Genomic DNA, 17,782 nt, shown 5'->3' on the forward strand with positions numbered 1-17,782 from the left:
TTCGAGCCTTCGGCGAGCCCTCGCCGGCGTTTCGGTAAAATGACGTGCGTGTGTGCATTCGCACGTTCCCAAAACGGATGAGAGGATTTCCTCAGATGATTTCCGTAGAGATGGAAAAGCTGTACCCATCGGGTAAGACCTTGGTGAGAGAGCATATTGCGAGCCGCATCCACGCCAAGGACGCTTCGGTGTACGATTTTTCCGACGAGGCGCTGGAATGTGCCCGCAATTACATGGGCTGGACCGATCTGGCCAGCAACCCCCCGTGTTCGTTTTCCGATATTCGCTCGTTTGCCCGCGAGGCCGTTGACGCCGGGATGACCGACGTGGTCCTTATCGGCCAGGGGGGTTCGACCCAGGCTTCGATGACCATTACGAAATACAACAAGGTGGATTCGTCCGATATACGGTTTCGCACGCTCGATTCCGACTCCCCGGTGCGGTTGCGCGAGGTGTTGGCCATCGTGAATCCGAAGACCACGCTGGTGGTGATCTCGTCGAAAAGCGGCGGGACCGTCGAGCCCCGCTTGATGCTGGCGGCGGTGCGCGAGGCGTTTTGCAGGGTTCTGACCGAAGACGAGGTGCGCCGCCGTCTGGTGGCCATCACCGATCCGGGCTCCGAGCTTGAACGCCAGGCGCGCGACGAGGGGTGGCGAGCGGTGTTTTCCGGCGAACCCACGGTGGGTGGCCGCTATTCGGCTCTGTCGGTGTTCGGCCTTCTGCCTGCCGCGCTTGTGGGTATCGATATCGAGCATATGATGGCGTGCGCTCTCGAGGCGGAGCGGGCCTGCAGCGAGGACTCCATCGACAACCCGGCCATTGGGCTGGCGTCGTTTCTGTACGACAACTACCTGAAGGGCCGCAACAAGTTTTCGGTGCTCACGCAGAAGCGCGGTCGCGTTCTGGGCCTGTGGATCGAGCAGCTGGTGGCCGAGAGCCTGGGCAAGGAAGGCCAGGGGATCCTTCCCAACATCGAGGTGGACTCGCTTCTGCTCTCGTCGGACCCGGGCGATCGCAGCGTGGTGATGTACCAGACCAAAAACGACTCGTGGGACGAGATGCGCAATTTCGAGATGAGCCTGTCGTATGTCGATCCCACCATCCCTCGCTTGAACTACCGTATCGAATCGGTCGAAGAGCTGGCCGAGCACTTCGTGGTGTGGGAGTACGCCATAGCCATGTGCGGGTACCTGATGAAGGTTTGCCCGTTCGATCAGCCCGATGTCGCTTCGGCCAAGTCCGAGGTCATGGACATCCTCGAAAAAGGCGAGCCCGCCCCCGATTTCACCGAGCACTTCATTGGCGAGTGGGATATGGGCGAGGCCGAGGTGCGCGTCGGTTCTCGTCTTGCGGGTCCGGGCACCATCCGAGAGGCTCTGCGCGGCCTGCTGGGGTCCATCGAGCAGGGGGACTTCTTCGCGCTGAATGCGTTTCTGCCGTTCACGGGGGAGGGCCGCCGCGAGGCGCTCGAGGTCGTTCGCCACGGGGTCGCCTCGGGGTTCGGGGTGGTGTCGTGCCTGGAAGTGGGTCCGCGCTACCTGCATTCGACCGGACAGCTGCAGAAGGGGGGGCGCAACGACGGGGTGTTCCTCATTCTTTCCGCAGACGAGCTGAAAGACATTCCCCTGCATGACGCGGTGGCTCCCAGCTTGGGGACGCTTGCCAAAGCTCAGGCGGTAGGCGATTTCGTTACGCTCTCCTCGCGCGATCGGCGCGTGGTGCACCTGCACCTGCCCGATAACTCCGGGGTGACGCTGCGTGCGCTTGCTTCCGAGATCACGTCGGTGATCAGGGAGATCCAAGAGCAGCGAGGGATCTAGGTACGCGGATGCGGCGGTTGCGAAGAAGCGCTGGCCCGCGATTCGCTCAGTGTGCTGAAAACGATCCCTCTTGCGGATGCGGGAGGGATCGTCTGCTTTAGGAGGTTGCTATGATCGAAGCGATCGACATTCAGGTGAAGGGAGTCGTGCAGGGGGTTGGGTTTCGCCCCTTCGTCTATCGTCTGGCCAAGCGCTACCTCGTCAACGGCTGGGTACTGAACGCTATCGACGGAGTAACCATCCACGCCGAAGGCGAGCGGTCCCATCTTGACGGGTTCGTCATGGAAATAGCCGATAATGCGCCGTCGGCCGCCAAGGTCGAGCGCATCAAGATGCACGACGCCGTACCGGAGGGCTTCACCGAGTTCGAGATCCGATTCTCCGACGACGGGGCGGCCGATGCGACGACGCTCGTGTCGCCCGATCTGGCAACATGCGAAGACTGCCGGCGGGAGCTGTTCGACCCCGAGAACCGGAGGTACCGCTACCCGTTCATCAACTGCACGAACTGCGGTCCGCGCTTCACCATCATCAACGGGCTTCCGTACGACCGCCCGAAAACGTCCATGGCCGATTTCCCGATGTGCCCCCATTGCGCCCAGGAGTACGCCGATCCGCTTGACAGGCGATTCCATGCGCAGCCCGACGCATGCTTCGAGTGCGGGCCTCATATCAGCTGGTGCGAGGTGACCGACGGGATTGCGGGCGAGGTGACATGGGGGGCAACCCGCGAATCAAGCGATCGCATCCTGTCTGAGGCCGTGCGGGTTCTGTCGGCCGAAGGCATCGTTGCGGTGAAGGGTCTGGGCGGCTTTCATTTGGTGTGCGATGCGTCCAGCGAGGCCGCGCTTGCCAAGCTGCGCGCGCGCAAGAAGCGCGACGGCAAGGCGTTCGCGGTGATGGCGGCCGGCATCGAAGACGCCCGCATTTCGTGCGAGGTGGATGAGGCCGAAGCGGCCCTGCTCGAGTCTCCCGCGCGTCCGATCGTACTTTTGCGCAAGCGTTCGGACGCTTCTTTGGCTGCGGGGTTGGCAGACGGTTTGCCCGATCTGGGGGTCATGCTTCCCGCCACTCCGGTCCAGTATCTGCTCATCCACGATTTCGCAGAGGCGACGGGAAAGCGCATGCTGGTTATGACTTCGGGAAACGTCCATAACGATCCCATCGTCACCGACGATGGGGCTGCGCGCGCCTTGCTGGCCCCCATCGCCGATGCCGTTCTGGGCAACGATCGCGTCATCGAGTCGCGCTACGACGATTCGGTCGTGCGCGTGCTGAGCGTTCCGGGAGCGGATGCGGCGGGACGACCCAATCGCGCGGTGCAGTTCTTCCGCCGTGCTCGCGGGTTCGCTCCGGCGCCCTTGAGGCTGGGTTCCGTCGATGGCGCGGCGGGGTCTTCCGGAGCCGAGGGCGCGCATGTGAACGAAGGTGCGGCTGGGCAAAGGGCCGCGGAGGCGGATTTGGCACCGGCCGAAGTTCAGCCCCCCTCTATTTTGGCCTGCGGGTCCGAGCAGAAATCGACGCTTGCCCTCACTCGCGTACCCGAGGTGTTCGTCTCCCAGCACATCGGGGACGTCGAAAACGTCGAGACCTACGATGCCTGGTTTGAAGCGAAGCGACGATACGAGAATCTATTCGGGTTGACCCCGACCGTTGTGGCGTGCGACGCCCACCCCGAGTACCTTACGGCGAAATGGGCTCGCGAACAGGGTTCTCCTCTGATCGAGGTTCAGCATCACCACGCCCATATCGCCTCGGTTCTGGGCGAGCACGGAATCGGCGAGGCGGTGTGCGGCATCGCGTTCGACGGAACCGGGTACGGCGCCGATGGAGCGCTGTGGGGCGGCGAGGTGCTGTTGGCCAACCGATCCGATTACGAACGCTTCGCGAACTTTTCGTATGTGCCGATGCCGGGAGGTGCGGCCGCCATCGAGAACCCGCTGCGTATGGCCTACGGCGTTTTGTGGGCGTTCGATTTACTTGGGCACCCTTGCGCCCGCCGCGTTATCGACCAGCTGGGCGATCAGGCGGCGGTGTGCGACCAGATGATCGAGAGGGGTCTGAACGCGCCTTCCACTTCGTCGGTGGGCAGGCTCTTCGATGCGGCCGCGGCGCTTACGGGCGTGTGTGCGCATCCCACCTACGAGGGCGAGGCGGCAATCCTGTTCGACGCCGCCAGACAAGGGGAGCTCCGAATCGAAGACGATGATCGCTACCGCATCGCGATCACGAAAAACGCCGCGCTTCCCCAAAGCACCGCCCGCGACACCTCGGTGGTCCTGCTTGATGCGAGCCCGACGTTTTCAGCGTTGCTGGACGATCTTGAAGCGGGCGTTTCCGTGCAGGTTGTTTCGCTGAGGTTCCACAGCGCGTTCGTGCGCGCGATGGTGGACGTGGCCGAGCTGGTGCGCGGTGTGTACGGAATCTCGACCGTCGCGCTGTCGGGAGGGGTGTTCATGAACCGCTATCTGATCGAGCGCGGGCTGGAGAAGCTAGAGGCGGCGGGGTTCACCGTTGCCATCAACGCCGAGTTACCTCCGAATGACGGATGCATCTCTTTCGGTCAGGCGGTGGTAGCATCGGCCGTGTGTTAGTGCCGTGCGAACGGGTCGGGCGCATGGGGCGCGCTTCGGCGAGAGGGGCTATTCTGGAGCCGACCAGAAAGAGGGTTTGGATATGTGCCTAGCGATTCCCGCTCGGATCACCGAGCTGAAAGACAACAACATGGCCGAAGTGTCCATCATGGGCACGACGCGCGACATCTCCATCGACCTTACCCCCCAGGCGGGGCTGGACGATTACGTGCTGGTGCATGCGGGTTTCTCCATCGAGGTGGTGGGCGAGGAATACGCGAAGGAGACGCTGGCCCTCATAGACGAGATGTCTGAACTGGTTGACGATTTCGAGGCTGGCCCTCAGACGGCGGTTCTCTGATGGAGCGCACGGCAGATCGTGCGGCGGGCTCTTTCGAGCGAGGGGTTTTTTCGATGGAGGAAGAGCTTGCCCGCTTCAAGGATCCGGTGCTGGCCCGCAGGATGCTCGATGCGATTGCGGCGTTCTCTCCCGGCGAAGCGGTGCTTATGGAAGTATGCGGGACGCATACGGTGTCCATCGCCCGCAGTGGCATTCGCGATCTGATGCCCGAAGGGGTGCGCCTGGCGTCGGGGCCGGGCTGCCCGGTGTGCGTCACGTCGAACAGCGACATCGACACCGTCATCGCGCTGGCGCGCATCCCCGAGGTGACCATCGCCACGTTCGGGGATATGACGCGCGTTCCGGGGTCTACGTCCAGCCTGCTGAAAGAGCAGGCTGACGGACGCGATATCCGAATCGTGTACTCGCCGTTGGACGCTTTGAGAATCGCACGGGACAACCCCGACCGCGAAGTGGTGTTCGTGGGCGTCGGGTTCGAGACGACCACGCCCCTGGTGGCCATCGCCGTCAAGCGGGCGCTTGAAGAGGGGTTGGGAAATTTCAGCGTGTTCGCGGCGCACAAGAACATGCCGGGGGCCATCGAGGCGATCATCGCCGATCCGAAGCTTAAGGTATCGGCGCTCATCCTTCCCGGCCATGTCAGCACCATCATCGGAGCCGAGCCGTACCGCTTCCTCGCTGAAAAATACGGTATTCCCGGGGTTATCACCGGTTTCGAGCCGGTGGATATGCTGCAGGGCATCGCCATGATCATGCGCCAGCTGCACGAGGGTCGCGCCGAGATCGAGATCGCGTATGCGCGCGGAGTCATGCCCGAGGGCAACCCCGTGGCGAAAGCCGCGATCGACGAGGTGTTCGACACGTGCACGGCCATCTGGCGCGGGTTGGGGCCCATCGAGGGGTCGGGGTATCGGCTGCGCGAGCGCTACCAAGGCTTCGATGCCGTTGCGAAGCTGCGGCCCCGGGTCGAGCAGACGCGCGAACCGAAGGGGTGCCGTTGCGGCGATATCTTGCGCGGTATCATGCGACCAGACGAATGCCCGCTGTTCAGAAAGGTATGCACGCCGGAAAACCCGGTGGGACCCTGCATGGTGTCGAGCGAGGGCAGCTGCGCGGCGTATTTCCGCTACTACTGATCGGCTTCGTTGCGAGAGGGGCCGTACACGGCTTCCAGCAGCAATCGGGCGGTTGCGTCCCACGAGCACCGATCCTTCGCCCGCCGGTAGGCGGCCTCTCCCTGCGATGCGGTGAGCGCTCGGTTGCCCGCGGCCTTTCTCAGCGCCTGCGCCACCGTTTCGGGACGGGCGTCCGCCAGCAGAACGCCGAACCGCTGATCGGGGATCAGCTCGTCGGTGCCGCCCACGGCGGTGACGATTGCGGGCGTCTTGCAGGCGGCGGCTTCGAGCAAGGCGGTGGCGAAGCCTTCCGAGCGCGAGGGCAGGGCCATCGCGTCGGCTCGATGCAGCAGCGCAGCCAAGTCTTCGCGCGAAAGCTTTCCCAGCGCGTGAACGCGCTTGCATCCGAGCGCTTCGATCGCGTGGCTTTCGGGCCCCGCTCCGGCGATGAGGGCGCAAACGGGAGCCCCCTCTTCCTTCTCCAGAGAAGCGATGGCCCGGGCAAGCGCGAGCGCCCCTTTTTCGGGCACCAGCCTTCCGGCGAACGCCACGATGAACGCATCGTCTTCAAGGTGCAGCTCGGAGGCGAAATCGCGTTCGCTTGCAAGCGAAGCGAACGCATCGGCGTCGATCGCGTTGGGAAGCTCGCCGGATGACGCGATGCCGAAGTGGCCCAGCCATGCGCTGGCTTTGCGGGAAACAGCGAAGAACCTGGGCCGATAGCGCATGACGCGCCTTGTCATCGCGTGTTCGACCGCGCGTACCGCAAGATCGACGAATGCGTGTCCCATGGTGAGGTGCGCCGAGCCGTGTTCGACTACGATGCCGCTGGCGCCCAGCCTGTCGGCAAGGGCCAACCCTTCGAGCGAATGCGGGTAGAACCGGGCGTGCACCACGACGCAGTCGATGGTCTGCGTTTCAAGCCAGGATACGAGCCGGCGGTATTCGGCGTTTCTCTGGGGGACGGGGTAGCGGCCGCCCAGCAGGTTGCGACAGGGAAGCCGCACCACGTCGAATCCAGATTCCGACGTGCGGCTTTCCAGCCCGTGGGTGTTCGAGGTGACCACGATCACGCGGATGCCCAGCCGAACCAGGGTGCGTGCCAGGTGCTCTGTGTACGATTCGACGCCGCCTACGTTCGGGGCGTAGCGGGTGGAGAACATGCAGATGCAGCGTTGGCGGTTCATGGCGTTCGGTTCTCCTCCGAGGTGGTGAAATGAATCAAAGCGCGATCAATGGTATCATGTGAAGTCTTTTGCATGGAAATCGACCGGGGATCGAGCAACGACGGATAGACAAGTGACGGGTGGCATGTCGGAAGGATCGCAGACGGAGAAGGGCGCGCGTGCGGAACGCATCGTTCTTTTCGGCTTCTATTTCGCGTTCGTCATCGTAGGCGAAGCTGCGCTGCTTGGTGCGCTGTGCGCCCATTATCGCGAGGGATGGGCCACCCTTGCCACCGGCCTTGCCGTTGCATGCGCGGGGGTTTCCCTGGTGCTGTTCGCTCGCCTGTTCGATCGATACCGCACCAGTCCCGAGCGCTTGTTCCTCGTTTTAGCCCCGATCCTTTTGGGCGGGTTCGCCTTCTTCATGATGCCCTATGCGGTACCCGACGAGTTCACCCATATCAATCGCATATTCGATAACAGAGCGGGCCAGGCGCTCCTCGATGTGCCCGCCCAGCTGCACCAGGCATACGTGTTCATAGACAACTACGAGCAGCTTGCCGCCGAGCTGTTGGTTCCTTTCGATTACACCCAGGTCAGGCAGACGGATTTCACCGTCGCGGCGTATTCGGAGGCGAACTACCTCGTTCCGTCTTTGACGGTGCTGGCGGGAAAGGCCCTCGGCCTGAACGCCTATGTGCTCATCTATCTTGCGCGCCTGTCCAACGCTGCGTTGTTCATGCTGGCGGGGTGGTGGATTATCAGGCGGCTTCCGTCGGGAAAGCAGTTCGCCCTGGTGTTTCTGCTCAACCCCATGCTGCTACAGCAAGAAGCGTCGTGTTCGGCCGACGCCCTGTGCAACATCGCCATTCTCTGCTTCCTTGCGCAGGTGGTCGCGCTGCGAGCCGAGGGGCGCGTGGGGATTCCCTGGCGTCAGTGGGCGCTGCTGGGCTTCTTTTTCGCGTTGGTGTTTCTTTGCAAGTACGCCTACCTTCCCCTTACGGCGGCGGCTCTGGTTCTGCTTCCCCAAATCAAACGGCGCTGGATACGCTGGGGCGTTCCGTTTGCCATGGCGGGATTCGCGGTCTTCGCGGTTGCGTTCGTCTTGTCGAGCGGGTACCGGCGCCTTCTGGACGAGGCCGCGCATCGGTTGGAGCCCTCGATGTTCATCCAGCGGCTGCTTGAGACCGTCCAGCATCGCAGCGTGCCGACGATCTGCCAGTTCGCGGGAGAGAATCTGGGGTGGCCGCACGAAGCGCTCTATCCGGCTGCCGCGCACGTTCCGCTTGTGTGGGCCGCCTACCTTGCGGTTCTGCTGGTGGCGCTGCTGGCCAGTTTCGACGGTCGCCTGTCGATTCCCTGGCACAACAGGCTGACGTTCTTTCTTCTGGCCGTGGTAGAGCAGCTTATGCTATTTGCGGTGTTTCTGCTGGATTGCTCCGATGATGCGGGTCCCGTCGAGGGGGTCCAGGGCCGCTATTTTATTCCCGTAGCGTTTTTGGGCGCGGCTTCGCTGTTCTCCCTCAAGCGTTTGCGGATAGGCGAGGCTCCGGCCCACCTGTTTGCAATCGCGGTGCTTGCGCTTGATGCGATATCGTTGGCGTTCGTTATCATATGGTTCTGGTAGCGGGTTGCGTGGCGGCGGTTCTATCCGTTCGATAGGGTTGGGTATGGCTGATTTGAGAAAACGGGTGCTGGCGCTGGTGCCGGCGTATAACGAGGAAGGCAGCATCGTCTCTGCCATCGAGGATCTGAAGGCGCATGCGTCCGACATCGACTACCTGGTGGTCAACGACGGTTCGCGCGATGCGACCGAATCGATCTGTCGCGAGCGGGGCTACAGGATGCTGTCGCTTCCCATTAATCTGGGCTTGACCGGGGCGTTTCAGGCGGGCATGAAATACGCCTACGAGCAATCCTACGATTACGTCATTCAATTCGACGCCGATGGGCAGCACTCGGCGGCCTACATCTCGGATTTGGTGTCGTGCGCCGAGGGCACCGGCGCCGACATCGTGGTGGGATCCCGATTCGTGAACTGCAGGAAGCCCGTTTCCGCGCGCATGGTGGGTTCGACGTTGATCACGGCTATGATCAAGCTCACTACCGGCCAGAGGATCCAGGATCCGACATCGGGCATGCGGCTGTTCAGTTCGCGCGTTGTGCCCCTGTTCGCCCGCGATTCCGATTTCGGACCCGAGCCCGACACGCTTTCGTATCTGATGCGCAGCGGCTTCAAGGTATGCGAGGTTCCCGTCGAGATGCGCGAGCGCATTGCGGGGGAAAGCTATCTGAACTTCACGAAGTCGGTGTTGTACATGCTGCGCATGGGCGTTTCCATCTTGCTGGTGCTGTGGTTCAGAAAGAAAGGGGAGATATGCTCGTCTTCGTGCTTGTAGCGGGAGCGATTCTTACGTTCGCGTTCATCCTCGTCAAGATCCGCCACGAGAAGATGAAGGTGGACGAGGCCATGTTCTGGTTCTTCTTGGCGCTGGCGTTGGTTATCTTGTCTGTGTTTCCCCAGATCGCATTCTTCTTCTCGAACCTGCTGGACATCGAGTCCCCCTCGAACTTCGTGTTTCTGTGCGTTATCGCCATCTTGGTGGTGCGCGGGTTCTACCTGACTATGGAGCTGTCCAGTTTGAAGAAGAAGGTTGCCGAACTCGCTCAGGACTGCGCACTGAGGGATCTGCGCGATCGAGAGTCGTAGGAGGCGGGCCGTGGAGCCGTTAAGCGTCAACGAGGTAAAGAGCATCGAGCTCGAAATCTTGGACGAGTTCGTGCGTATATGTTCCGAACAGGGAATCACCTACTATTTGGGGTACGGAACCCTGCTGGGCGCTGCGCGCCATGAGGGCTTCATTCCCTGGGACGACGACATCGACGTCATCATGATGAGGGAGGACTACGAGCGCCTTGTCGCCGGGTTCGACCGGTGGCGCTCCAGCGACCGGTTCTCGCTGGCGTTTTACCGCGATGGGCGGTCGGTCTATCCCTTCGCGAAGATCGTCGACGCGAACACGCTGGTGAAGGAGGATTTCGCTCGCAAAGATATCGCGACGGGCGTGTGGATCGACGTGTTTCCCCTCGATCGCGTGGATCTGTCCGACCTGCGGGCGTCCAAGCGCATCGGGCGCCTGTCGCTTGCGCGGTCGTTCATCGTGGCCGACCCTTCGGTGGGATCGTCCTTTCTGGCGAAGGCCGCCAAGCGCATCGTGTGTCCCGTCGCCCATCGACTTGATGCGGTGAAGTACGCGCGCCTTATCGACGAGAGCGCACGCGATGCGTGCGATCGAGATACGGGCTATGTGGCTGCTCTGGTCGATGACGGATATCCGCCGCGCCCCATTCCCGATGCGGTGTTCTCATCGGTTGTCCATCTGCCGTTCGAGGGACGCTCTCTTTCGGTTCCCTCGGGATACAAGGAGCTGCTCGGCTTGCATTACGGCGATTGGAAGCAGATTCCTCCCGAGGATAAGCGGGCCGTGCACGTGGTCGAGGCGTATCGGTTGTCGCGATGAGGTCCCCTCGCGTTTTCCGCAACGAGCCCGCACCCGAATCCGTGCCCCCGCTGTCCATGAAGGGAAACATGCTGTGGAACTCGGTGGGGTCGCTTGTCTATTTGGCTTGTCAGTGGTTGGTGACGGTGCTGGTGGTGCGCCTGTCGCTTGGCGGCTACGACGCGGCGGGGTTGCTGGCGCTTGCGATGTCGGTTGTGGGTCTGTTCGGCACCCTGGCAAACTACAAGATGGGAACCTACCAGATCTCGGACGTGAATCGGGAAAACGAGCTATCCGAATACCTGGGATTCCGCGTGGTCATGCTGGCGGCCTCTTTCGTGCTTTGCATGGCTTATGCGTACGCCACCTGCGCATGGTACGCGCTGCCCACGATCGCGCTGTTCTACTGCTTCAAGGCAATAGGCTTGGTCATCGATGTGCTGCACGGAACCGACCAGCAGCATCGCAGGCTGGACTATGCGGGAATGTCGTTCATTCTCCAGGGCGTGTCCACGCTTGCGGCCTTCTCGGCGGTGTTCTACTTCACGCAGAATCTCGATCTGGCCATCATCGCCATGGGCGCGGCTGCGTTTTCGGTGCTTGTTTTCTGGGATATCCCGCGCACGGCTCGGTTCGAGCCGGTGTGTCTGAAGCTTACCGGGGCAAAGGCGGTCTTTTTCCTGAAGACCTCGTTTCCGTCCACGATAGCGGCGCTTGCCGCCGGTTCCCTGTTCGTGATTCCCAAGCAGATGCTGTCGTATCTGTCCGGAGACGCCGCCTTGGGTATCTACTCATCGGTGGCGGCGCTTGCGCTGGTGGTTCAGATGGGCGCCAACTACCTGTACGGTCCGTTGTTGGACGTGTTCCCCGCGCTGTACTTCGGGGGGAAGCGCGCGAAGTTCCTGAAGCTGTTCGCGCGGACGGCGCTTGGCATCATTGCCGTGGCGGTCGTCTGCTCGGTGGGGTTGGCGCTGGCAGGGGCGTGGGTGCTCGAGCTCTTGTTTGGCCAGAGCATACTTTCGTACGTGTACCTGCTCCAACCCATTCTGATCGCCACGTTGGCGACGGCGTTCCTCTGGTTTTTCGGGGATCTGCTTATCGCGCTGCGCGATTTCAGGGGGAACCTGATCGGCAACGCGGTGGCGTTTGCGGCAGTTGCGGTGCTCAGCTATCCGTTCGTATCGATATGGGGCATGAACGGCGTGAGCTTCACCGGCATGGCGGCCTGCTTGCTGGGTGCGGGCATGCTGCTGCTGTTCATCGTGAGGAAGCTAGGGCAGTGTCCCGTCGGCGCTGCGGAAGAGTGACCGGCCGTCTGCCGGCGTTCGCTGTTGCAGGAGGTTCGAGAGAGCCTGTCCGGTTCGAGAAAGGTGAGAGATGCGTGTTCTCCAGGTGATCGGCGCCATGGATCGCGGCGGTGCCGAAACGATGATCATGAACCTGTACCGCGCGATCGATCGCGAACGGATCCAGTTCGATTTTCTCGTCCACGAACAGCGCCTATGCGATTACGACGAGGAGATAGCCGATCTGGGCGGATCGGTGTTTCGGGAGCTGCCGCGCTTCGTCGTGTCGAATGCGTGCTCGTACCGCAGGGCGTGTCGGGACTTCTTCGACCGTCATCCCGAGCATGAGATCGTTCACGGGCATATCGGAAGCAGCGCGCTTATCTATCTGCCCGAGGCGCGTCGGGCGGGAAAGGCCGTCATTGCGCACAGCCATGCGCGGAATTTCCCCCTCTCGCCAACCGAGGTAGCGTTTCGCGCTCTGTCGCTTCCCGTGAGGTTTCAGGCAGACGGGTTTCTGGCCTGTTCGCTTGAGGCGGGCATCGATCGCTTCGGTCGTGCGGTCGTTGGGGGGAAGCGATTCTCGGTGCTGCGCAACGCAATCGACGTAGCGGCGTTTCAATGCGACGAACCTGCTCATAGGCAGGCAAAGCGAGATTTTGGATGGGCGGACCGCGTGGTGGTGGGCCATGTGGGGCGCTTCGATCCGGTGAAGAATCACCGCTTCCTCATCGATGCCTTCGCGCGGTTCAAGCGGCGCGTACCCGAAGCGTTGCTGGTGCTGGTGGGTCGCGGCGCGATCGAGGATGAAGTGAGGGCGCACGCGGTGGACAGTGGGTGCGCGGACGATGTGGTGTTCTGGGGTGTGACCGATGAGGTCGCCCGTTTGCAGAAGGCGTTCGACCTGTTCGTTTTCCCGTCGTTGTCAGAGGGTCTTCCCGTGTCGGTTATCGAGGCTCAGGCCGCGGGTGCGCCCACGCTGCTGTCCACCGGCGTGCCGGAACTCTCTGTGATGGATGCGCGCATTGCGACCAGGCTCGATTTGACGCAAGGGCCGCAGGTTTGGGTCGATGCCATGGTCGGCGCGCTCGAGCGTTCGCCCGAGCGCGCGCTAGGAGCCCGGGCGGTGCGGGCCGCAGGCTTCGATATCGAGCGCACCGCGGCGTGGCTCGAACGGTATTATCGTAGTTTGGCGGACGCATCGACGAAGCGGACGGAAGGTGAGTGAATATGCGCTACGACCCGGAGATGCTGCGCAGACTCCAGCTTCTTCAGCTGGAGATACTGAAGGACGTCGATCGCGTCTGCCGTGCCGAGGGGATCACGTACTTCCTCGATGGCGGCACGCTTCTGGGCGCGATGCGGCACGGAGGGTTCATCCCCTGGGACGACGACATCGACCTGGGGATGCCGCGCACCGATTACGAGCGGTTCATGCAGGTGGCGCCCCGCGCGCTGGGGGAGCGCTACCGGGTGTCGGATCCCCGAACATGTCCGCAGCAGGCGGGCATGTTCGGCAAGGTGTGCAGATCGGGAACGCGCTTCCATACTCGGGAGACGCTTGATGCGGGGTTCGACCAGGGGGTGTTCATCGATATCTTTCCGTACGACGTCATGCATGCCGACCCCCGCGTGGCGGCGCGCCAGCGTGCGCGCTGCCGGCAGCTGCAAAGCACGCTGTACCTGCTTCATTCGGGTTGTGTAGGCGTTCCGCATACGGGGGCGCTGGGAGAAGCCGAGAAGGCGGTTTGCCGGGTTGCCCATGCGGTCTTAGGGCTTGCGTCCGACCATCGGCGCCTGGTCGAGCGGTTCGAGCGCGAGGCGGCGCGGGGGCTCGAGTCGCCGGGACGCGAGTACGCCACCCTCGCGTGGCCCTCGATCACCCTTCCCGCCGAAGGGTTCGACCGCGTCTCTCCCCTTTCGTTCGAGGGGTGCGAGTTCTTCGGCCCGGCCGATCCCGAACGCCATCTGTCGATCATGTACGGGGATGGCTGGACGGAACTGCCGCCCGTCGAGGCGCGGCGCAACCATGCCCCGCTTGTGCTGGATTTAGGCGAAGGGGGGGCGCGGGCCCTATCGTAGCAGCGCGTGGCTGACGAAGTCGGCGATACGCGCTCGGAACTGGTCTTTCGAAACGGTCGGCTCGCCGTCGGGTCCGGTGGCGTACAGGGTGTCGGTGATGATGAGGCCCAGGATGCCGTTGGCCACGAAGGTGGGATCGAGCGATTCTCTGAACAGGCCGTCGGCTTTGCCGCGCTCAACCTGCTCGGCCAAAAGCTCGATGATCGCTTCGATTTTCTGGCGCATGTCGGTCGACCAGGTGCGCCCCTCGCGCCACAGCTCGTTCATGAGGAAGCGGGTGAACGACCGGTCGTCGAAGGCGATGTCCACGAACTTGCCCAGCATTGCGGCCAGCGCCTCGGCCGCATCCTTTTCGACCGCGCACGATTTCAGATCCTCGAAGATCTGCTCGGTGCGGATATCGAGGATGCTGTTTCCTATCTCCTCCTTGCTTTTGAAGTGATAGTAGGCAACCCCCTTGGATACGCCCGCCTCTTTGACGATCTCGTCAACGGTGGCGGCGCTGTACCCTTTTCGGCTGATCACACGGAGGGCCGCTTCGAGGAGCCGTCCTCTGGTCTGTTCGGATTTCTTCATCATGCGCCTATTCTAGCCAAGATCCTAACTGAGCGATATGACGGGATGGAGGTCGGTCATGACCACGTTGCGCTTCGCGCGCGCGACCAGCACGGTGCCTGCAAAGCTGGCGATGCCGATTCCCGCCAGGACGGCGGCGGCGCTCAGCATGGCGGCGACGTCCAGTCCGGCCATGGCCTGGCGCAGCGATGCGACCGAGTACGTCATGGGCATGAACGGGTTGATGGCCTGGAAGAACGGCGGCGTCATCTCGATGGGGAAGGTCCCTGCGGCGCTGGTGAGCTGCAGCATGAGGAAGACGATGGCCACGACGCGTCCCGGTACCTTCAAGGCCGCGAATATGAGCTGCATCAGAGCTGCGAACACGAGGGCGACCAAGATGCCGATCAGATAGAACGCCGCAACGTTGTCGATCTGGAGATGCAGGGCGAACTGCAGGGTGGTCAATAGCAGCAGCGCCTGGATGATGGCCATAACCGCCAAGGGCATGAAGCTGGAGAATGCGACCATCGCCGGATGGGCTCCCGAGAGGATGAGGCGGTTGTTCAGCGGTCTGAAGATGAATCCCACCATGAGCGCGCCAACCCACAGGGCCAGCGAGATGAAGTAGGGCGCAAATCCGGTTCCGTAGTTCAGGACGTCGGTGTAGTGGCTTTCGTTCAAATCGATCGGGGAGCTCATCATCTCGGCCCGCGCCGGGACGTTGTCGATGCGCATGGAGTTTTGCGCATCTGCCAGAGCCGATGCCAGCTCATCCGATCCGTCCGTCAGATCCCCCAGGCCATCGGCGAGCTTCTGCTCGTTTTCGGCCAAGGCGGCCGCCCCGCTGTTGATCTTTCCGGATCCGTCGGAGGCGCCTCGGGCGCCGTCTGCCAACTTGGAGGCCCCACCGTCGAGCTTCGCCGCGCCGTCGGCGAGCTCGGTTGCGCCTGCGGCAGCACCCTCTGCGCCGTCGGCAACCTGGCGGCTTCCCGAAACGAGGGATTGCATGTTCGCGTCAACCTCGCCCGCTCCTTGTGCGAGCGCTTGCATCTTGGCGTCCAATCGATCGGCGCCGTCTGCCAGCTGCCCTATGGCCGCTTTGAGGGCGGGAGCGTTTGAGATCAGGGGGGAAACCGCGCTTGAAAGCGTTTCGTATCCGTCTTTCAGCTGGGTTGTCGCACCCGAGAGCGCGTTCATGTTCGTCTGCAGCGACGCCAGGCCCCGGGAGATGCCATCGGTTCCGGTGGAAAGTTCGCCCAGTCCCGACTGCAGGCCGGTCGCGCCCGCGGCGATTCTTTCCTCGGCGGTCTTCACGCCCGCCGCCGCCTGTTGAGCGCCCTTGAGGTAGGAGATGGCCTGCTGCGTTGCCGCGTCGGTGCTACCCGAGCTCTGCAGCGCCGCAAGCGCTGCGTCGATGGCTGCGGACTCGCTGTTGCTCAGCCCGTAAAGCGTCGATGTTCCGGTGTCGCCCGACGACCCGATGCCGGATGCGAGCGCATCGGCACCGCCTTTCAGCTGGCTAGCTCCGGAGGACACGCGTTGGGCGCCATCGCCGAGCTGGTTGATGCCGCCGAACAGAGTGGTCGAATCGCTGTCAGAGGACGTTCCCACCTTGGCCGATAGGGAAGAGAGACCGCCCTTAAGCTGGTTGTCGGCCGCTTGCAGTCGCGCGACTTGATCGGAGGTGGGAAGCGCCGCGGTCGCCTGGCGCAGCTGGTCGGCGCCAAGGGACAGGGGCGCGGTTCCCTGCGTCCTCAGCTGGTCGGCTCCGTGCGCCACGTTTGCGGTTCCCTGGTTTTTCAGTTCGCCGGCACCTGCGGCCACCTGGTTCGCCCCGTCTGAAAGCCGATCGGCCCCGGTCTGAAGGCGGGATGTCCCTGCGACCAGCGACCCCGTTCCGCTTTTCAGTTCCCCCGCGCCTGAAGACAGGGTGTCCAGGCCGTCTGCCAGGGTGCCGAGGGCGGTATGCAGGGTGAACGCCCCGTCGGTCAGCCGGTTCGCCCCGTCTTGCGCGGTTTGGGTTCCGTCCGATATCCGTCGGGCGCCATCGACGGCCTGCCCCAGATCGTCGGCCCCGCTGTTTATGCTGTTGTAGGCGGTTTCCCAGTACTCCCTCACCACGGCTTCGCTCACCTGGCTGCGCACCTGCTTCCAGGCGCTCGAGCCCAGCTGCGAGGCCAGCATGTTGGTGGCTTCGTTATACGTCACCAGCATGCTGGCGTGTTCGGGCGTGCTGGTTTCGGCGGAGCCGATCTTGTCGGTGAAGTCGGACGGGATGGTGGCGACCATGTAGTACGCGCCATCTCGAAGACCCTCTTCGGCTTCGTCCGCATCGACGAAATTCCACTGGAATCCCTGGTCGGATTCTTGCAGCCGCTCCTTTACCTGCTGTCCGACGTTGCGCTGCTCGCCGTTGACGACCGCGCCTTCGTCTTCGATGACGACGGCGACGGGCACGGTGTCCAGCGTCTCGTAAGGGTCCATGAACGCATAGAGGTAGAGCGCTCCGTACAGCAGCGGAATCACGCCGATGGCCGCGATCACGATCTTCATGACGCCGCCCGACATGCTGTTTTTCACTTCGGACACGGCGAACCTTAAACCCTTGAAAGCCACAGCCTAGCTCCTTTCGCTGAGGTAGTACGCGTTATCGGCCGCTTCGGCCAGCTCCGGCTCGAGAACGCCGACGAGGATGGTGACGTTGCGGGCTTTGGAGAAGCGCTTGATGTTTTCGAGGATGGAGAAGGACTGGTCGAGCGTCAGCTCGCTTTCGATGTTGTCGACCACGATGATGTCGGGGTGGCTCACCCAGGCCAGCGCGACTCCCAATTCGGTCAGCTTTTTCGAGGTGAGCTCGCCCACGGTTTTCGATGCTTCGCCGTCGAGCCCCCATTCTGCGAGATAGGAGATCACGTCGGATTTAGCGGGCCGTCGCCCGTACAACTCGAATTCAGCCGCGACGGCATCGACCGCCTTTTGGGTGTTCGGAAGGTCGTTGAGCCCCTTGAACAGTCCGAGCCCTACGTGCTTTTGCGCTTTCGACGATTGACGGGGAAGCCGGTAGCCCAAGATGCGCAGGCTGCCCTTCGAATACTTCATGCGCCCGGCAAGGGTAAGCAGCAAAGCGGATTTTCCCGATCCGTTCTTGCCGCAGACGGCAAACGTTTCTCCCTGCAGCACCTCGAGGCTTACGTCACGGTAGGGGGTTCCCAGAAGCGTGCTGAGGGTGAGGTCCTGGCAACTGAGGACGGTCTCGCCTCCGGCATAGGGCGCGATGCCCTCGCCACGCACGATGCGTTTCGATTGAGCGTTCACGGTTCT

Annotated in this window: 15 protein-coding genes; 11 read left to right on the top strand and 4 right to left on the bottom strand. The window is 62.7% G+C overall.

Annotation, left to right across the window (positions count from 1 at the left end):
• Positions 1-95 precede the first annotated feature (95 nt).
• The 4 genes from EIH26_RS03020 to hypD all read left to right on the top strand — a co-directional run bounded on the left by EIH26_RS03020 (position 96) and on the right by hypD (position 5,890).
• The gene (locus tag EIH26_RS03020; protein WP_124060703.1) at positions 96-1,820 is read left to right on the top strand and encodes a glucose-6-phosphate isomerase; all 1,725 of its coding nucleotides are present in this window, start codon (positions 96-98) and stop codon (positions 1,818-1,820) included.
• 110 nt (positions 1,821-1,930) lie between these two features.
• A complete protein-coding gene (locus EIH26_RS03025; RefSeq protein ID WP_124060704.1) occupies positions 1,931-4,414 on the top strand; it encodes a carbamoyltransferase HypF in 2,484 nt (827 codons plus the stop codon).
• 82 nt (positions 4,415-4,496) lie between these two features.
• Complete coding sequence (locus tag EIH26_RS03030; protein WP_124060705.1) at positions 4,497-4,754, top strand: HypC/HybG/HupF family hydrogenase formation chaperone; 258 nt, start codon at positions 4,497-4,499, stop codon at positions 4,752-4,754.
• A gap of 53 nt (positions 4,755-4,807) precedes the next feature.
• Complete coding sequence (gene hypD, locus EIH26_RS03035) at positions 4,808-5,890, top strand: hydrogenase formation protein HypD (RefSeq protein ID WP_206424662.1); 1,083 nt, start codon at positions 4,808-4,810, stop codon at positions 5,888-5,890.
• Here hypD and EIH26_RS03040 read toward each other — a convergent pair.
• The gene (locus EIH26_RS03040; protein WP_124060707.1) at positions 5,884-7,056 is read right to left on the bottom strand and encodes a glycosyltransferase family 4 protein; all 1,173 of its coding nucleotides are present in this window, start codon (positions 7,054-7,056) and stop codon (positions 5,884-5,886) included. The two genes, hypD and EIH26_RS03040, sit on opposite strands and share 7 nt — an antisense overlap.
• 124 nt (positions 7,057-7,180) lie before the next feature.
• Here EIH26_RS03040 and EIH26_RS03045 point away from each other — a divergent pair, with 124 nt between their 5' ends.
• The 7 genes from EIH26_RS03045 to EIH26_RS03075 all read left to right on the top strand — a co-directional run bounded on the left by EIH26_RS03045 (position 7,181) and on the right by EIH26_RS03075 (position 13,903).
• Positions 7,181-8,662, top strand: coding sequence for a DUF2142 domain-containing protein (locus EIH26_RS03045; RefSeq protein ID WP_124060708.1), 1,482 nt, complete (start codon positions 7,181-7,183; stop codon positions 8,660-8,662).
• A 43-nt stretch (positions 8,663-8,705) separates the two neighbouring features.
• Complete coding sequence (locus EIH26_RS03050) at positions 8,706-9,434, top strand: glycosyltransferase family 2 protein (RefSeq protein ID WP_124060710.1); 729 nt, start codon at positions 8,706-8,708, stop codon at positions 9,432-9,434.
• Positions 9,413-9,745 (top strand): DUF2304 domain-containing protein, encoded by a 333-nt coding sequence (locus EIH26_RS03055; protein ID WP_124060712.1) that lies wholly within the window; start codon positions 9,413-9,415, stop codon positions 9,743-9,745. Before EIH26_RS03050 ends, EIH26_RS03055 begins: the two co-directional genes overlap by 22 nt.
• Positions 9,746-9,755: 10 nt before the next feature.
• On the top strand, positions 9,756-10,556 hold the full coding sequence (locus EIH26_RS03060; protein ID WP_124060714.1) for a phosphorylcholine transferase LicD: 801 nt from the start codon (positions 9,756-9,758) through the stop codon (positions 10,554-10,556).
• The gene (locus EIH26_RS03065; protein ID WP_124060716.1) at positions 10,553-11,842 is read left to right on the top strand and encodes a lipopolysaccharide biosynthesis protein; all 1,290 of its coding nucleotides are present in this window, start codon (positions 10,553-10,555) and stop codon (positions 11,840-11,842) included. The genes EIH26_RS03060 and EIH26_RS03065 overlap by 4 nt, the downstream gene beginning before the upstream one ends.
• Before the next feature lie 70 nt (positions 11,843-11,912).
• Positions 11,913-13,049 (top strand): glycosyltransferase, encoded by a 1,137-nt coding sequence (locus tag EIH26_RS03070; RefSeq protein ID WP_124060718.1) that lies wholly within the window; start codon positions 11,913-11,915, stop codon positions 13,047-13,049.
• 2 nt (positions 13,050-13,051) lie between these two features.
• Positions 13,052-13,903, top strand: a complete 852-nt coding sequence (locus tag EIH26_RS03075) for a phosphorylcholine transferase LicD (RefSeq protein WP_124060719.1) — start codon at positions 13,052-13,054, stop codon at positions 13,901-13,903.
• Here the strand turns inward: EIH26_RS03075 and EIH26_RS03080 are convergent.
• The 3 genes from EIH26_RS03080 to EIH26_RS03090 are packed head-to-tail and all read right to left on the bottom strand — an operon-like array spanning position 13,895 to position 17,776.
• Positions 13,895-14,482, bottom strand: a complete 588-nt coding sequence (locus EIH26_RS03080) for a TetR/AcrR family transcriptional regulator (RefSeq protein WP_124060721.1) — start codon at positions 14,480-14,482, stop codon at positions 13,895-13,897. The genes EIH26_RS03075 and EIH26_RS03080 overlap by 9 nt on opposite strands.
• Positions 14,483-14,503: 21 nt before the next feature.
• On the bottom strand, positions 14,504-17,077 hold the full coding sequence (locus EIH26_RS03085; protein WP_124060723.1) for a YhgE/Pip domain-containing protein: 2,574 nt from the start codon (positions 17,075-17,077) through the stop codon (positions 14,504-14,506).
• Positions 17,078-17,080: 3 nt separating this feature from the next.
• Positions 17,081-17,776: an ATP-binding cassette domain-containing protein gene (locus EIH26_RS03090; protein ID WP_164470961.1), complete on the bottom strand. Its 696-nt coding sequence runs from the start codon at positions 17,774-17,776 to the stop codon at positions 17,081-17,083.
• Positions 17,777-17,782 lie beyond the last annotated feature (6 nt).

Origin of the sequence: Gordonibacter sp. Marseille-P4307 (assembly GCF_900604965.1) — a bacterium.
GTDB lineage: Bacteria > Actinomycetota > Coriobacteriia > Coriobacteriales > Eggerthellaceae > Berryella.

What these genes read in the sequence shown, in the direction of transcription:
- EIH26_RS03020 (WP_124060703.1), top strand. Translation starts at nt 96, where the DNA reads ATGATTTCCGTAGAGATGGAAAAGCTGTACCCATCGGGTAAGACCTTG.
- EIH26_RS03025 (WP_124060704.1), top strand. Translation starts at nt 1,931, where the DNA reads ATGATCGAAGCGATCGACATTCAGGTGAAGGGAGTCGTGCAGGGGGTT.
- EIH26_RS03030 (WP_124060705.1), top strand. Translation starts at nt 4,497, where the DNA reads ATGTGCCTAGCGATTCCCGCTCGGATCACCGAGCTGAAAGACAACAAC.
- hypD (WP_206424662.1), top strand. Translation starts at nt 4,808, where the DNA reads ATGGAGGAAGAGCTTGCCCGCTTCAAGGATCCGGTGCTGGCCCGCAGG.
- EIH26_RS03040 (WP_124060707.1), bottom strand. Translation starts at nt 7,056, where the DNA reads ATGAACCGCCAACGCTGCATCTGCATGTTCTCCACCCGCTACGCCCCG.
- EIH26_RS03045 (WP_124060708.1), top strand. Translation starts at nt 7,181, where the DNA reads ATGTCGGAAGGATCGCAGACGGAGAAGGGCGCGCGTGCGGAACGCATC.
- EIH26_RS03050 (WP_124060710.1), top strand. Translation starts at nt 8,706, where the DNA reads ATGGCTGATTTGAGAAAACGGGTGCTGGCGCTGGTGCCGGCGTATAAC.
- EIH26_RS03055 (WP_124060712.1), top strand. Translation starts at nt 9,413, where the DNA reads ATGCTCGTCTTCGTGCTTGTAGCGGGAGCGATTCTTACGTTCGCGTTC.
- EIH26_RS03065 (WP_124060716.1), top strand. Translation starts at nt 10,553, where the DNA reads ATGAGGTCCCCTCGCGTTTTCCGCAACGAGCCCGCACCCGAATCCGTG.
- EIH26_RS03070 (WP_124060718.1), top strand. Translation starts at nt 11,913, where the DNA reads ATGCGTGTTCTCCAGGTGATCGGCGCCATGGATCGCGGCGGTGCCGAA.
- EIH26_RS03075 (WP_124060719.1), top strand. Translation starts at nt 13,052, where the DNA reads ATGCGCTACGACCCGGAGATGCTGCGCAGACTCCAGCTTCTTCAGCTG.
- EIH26_RS03080 (WP_124060721.1), bottom strand. Translation starts at nt 14,482, where the DNA reads ATGATGAAGAAATCCGAACAGACCAGAGGACGGCTCCTCGAAGCGGCC.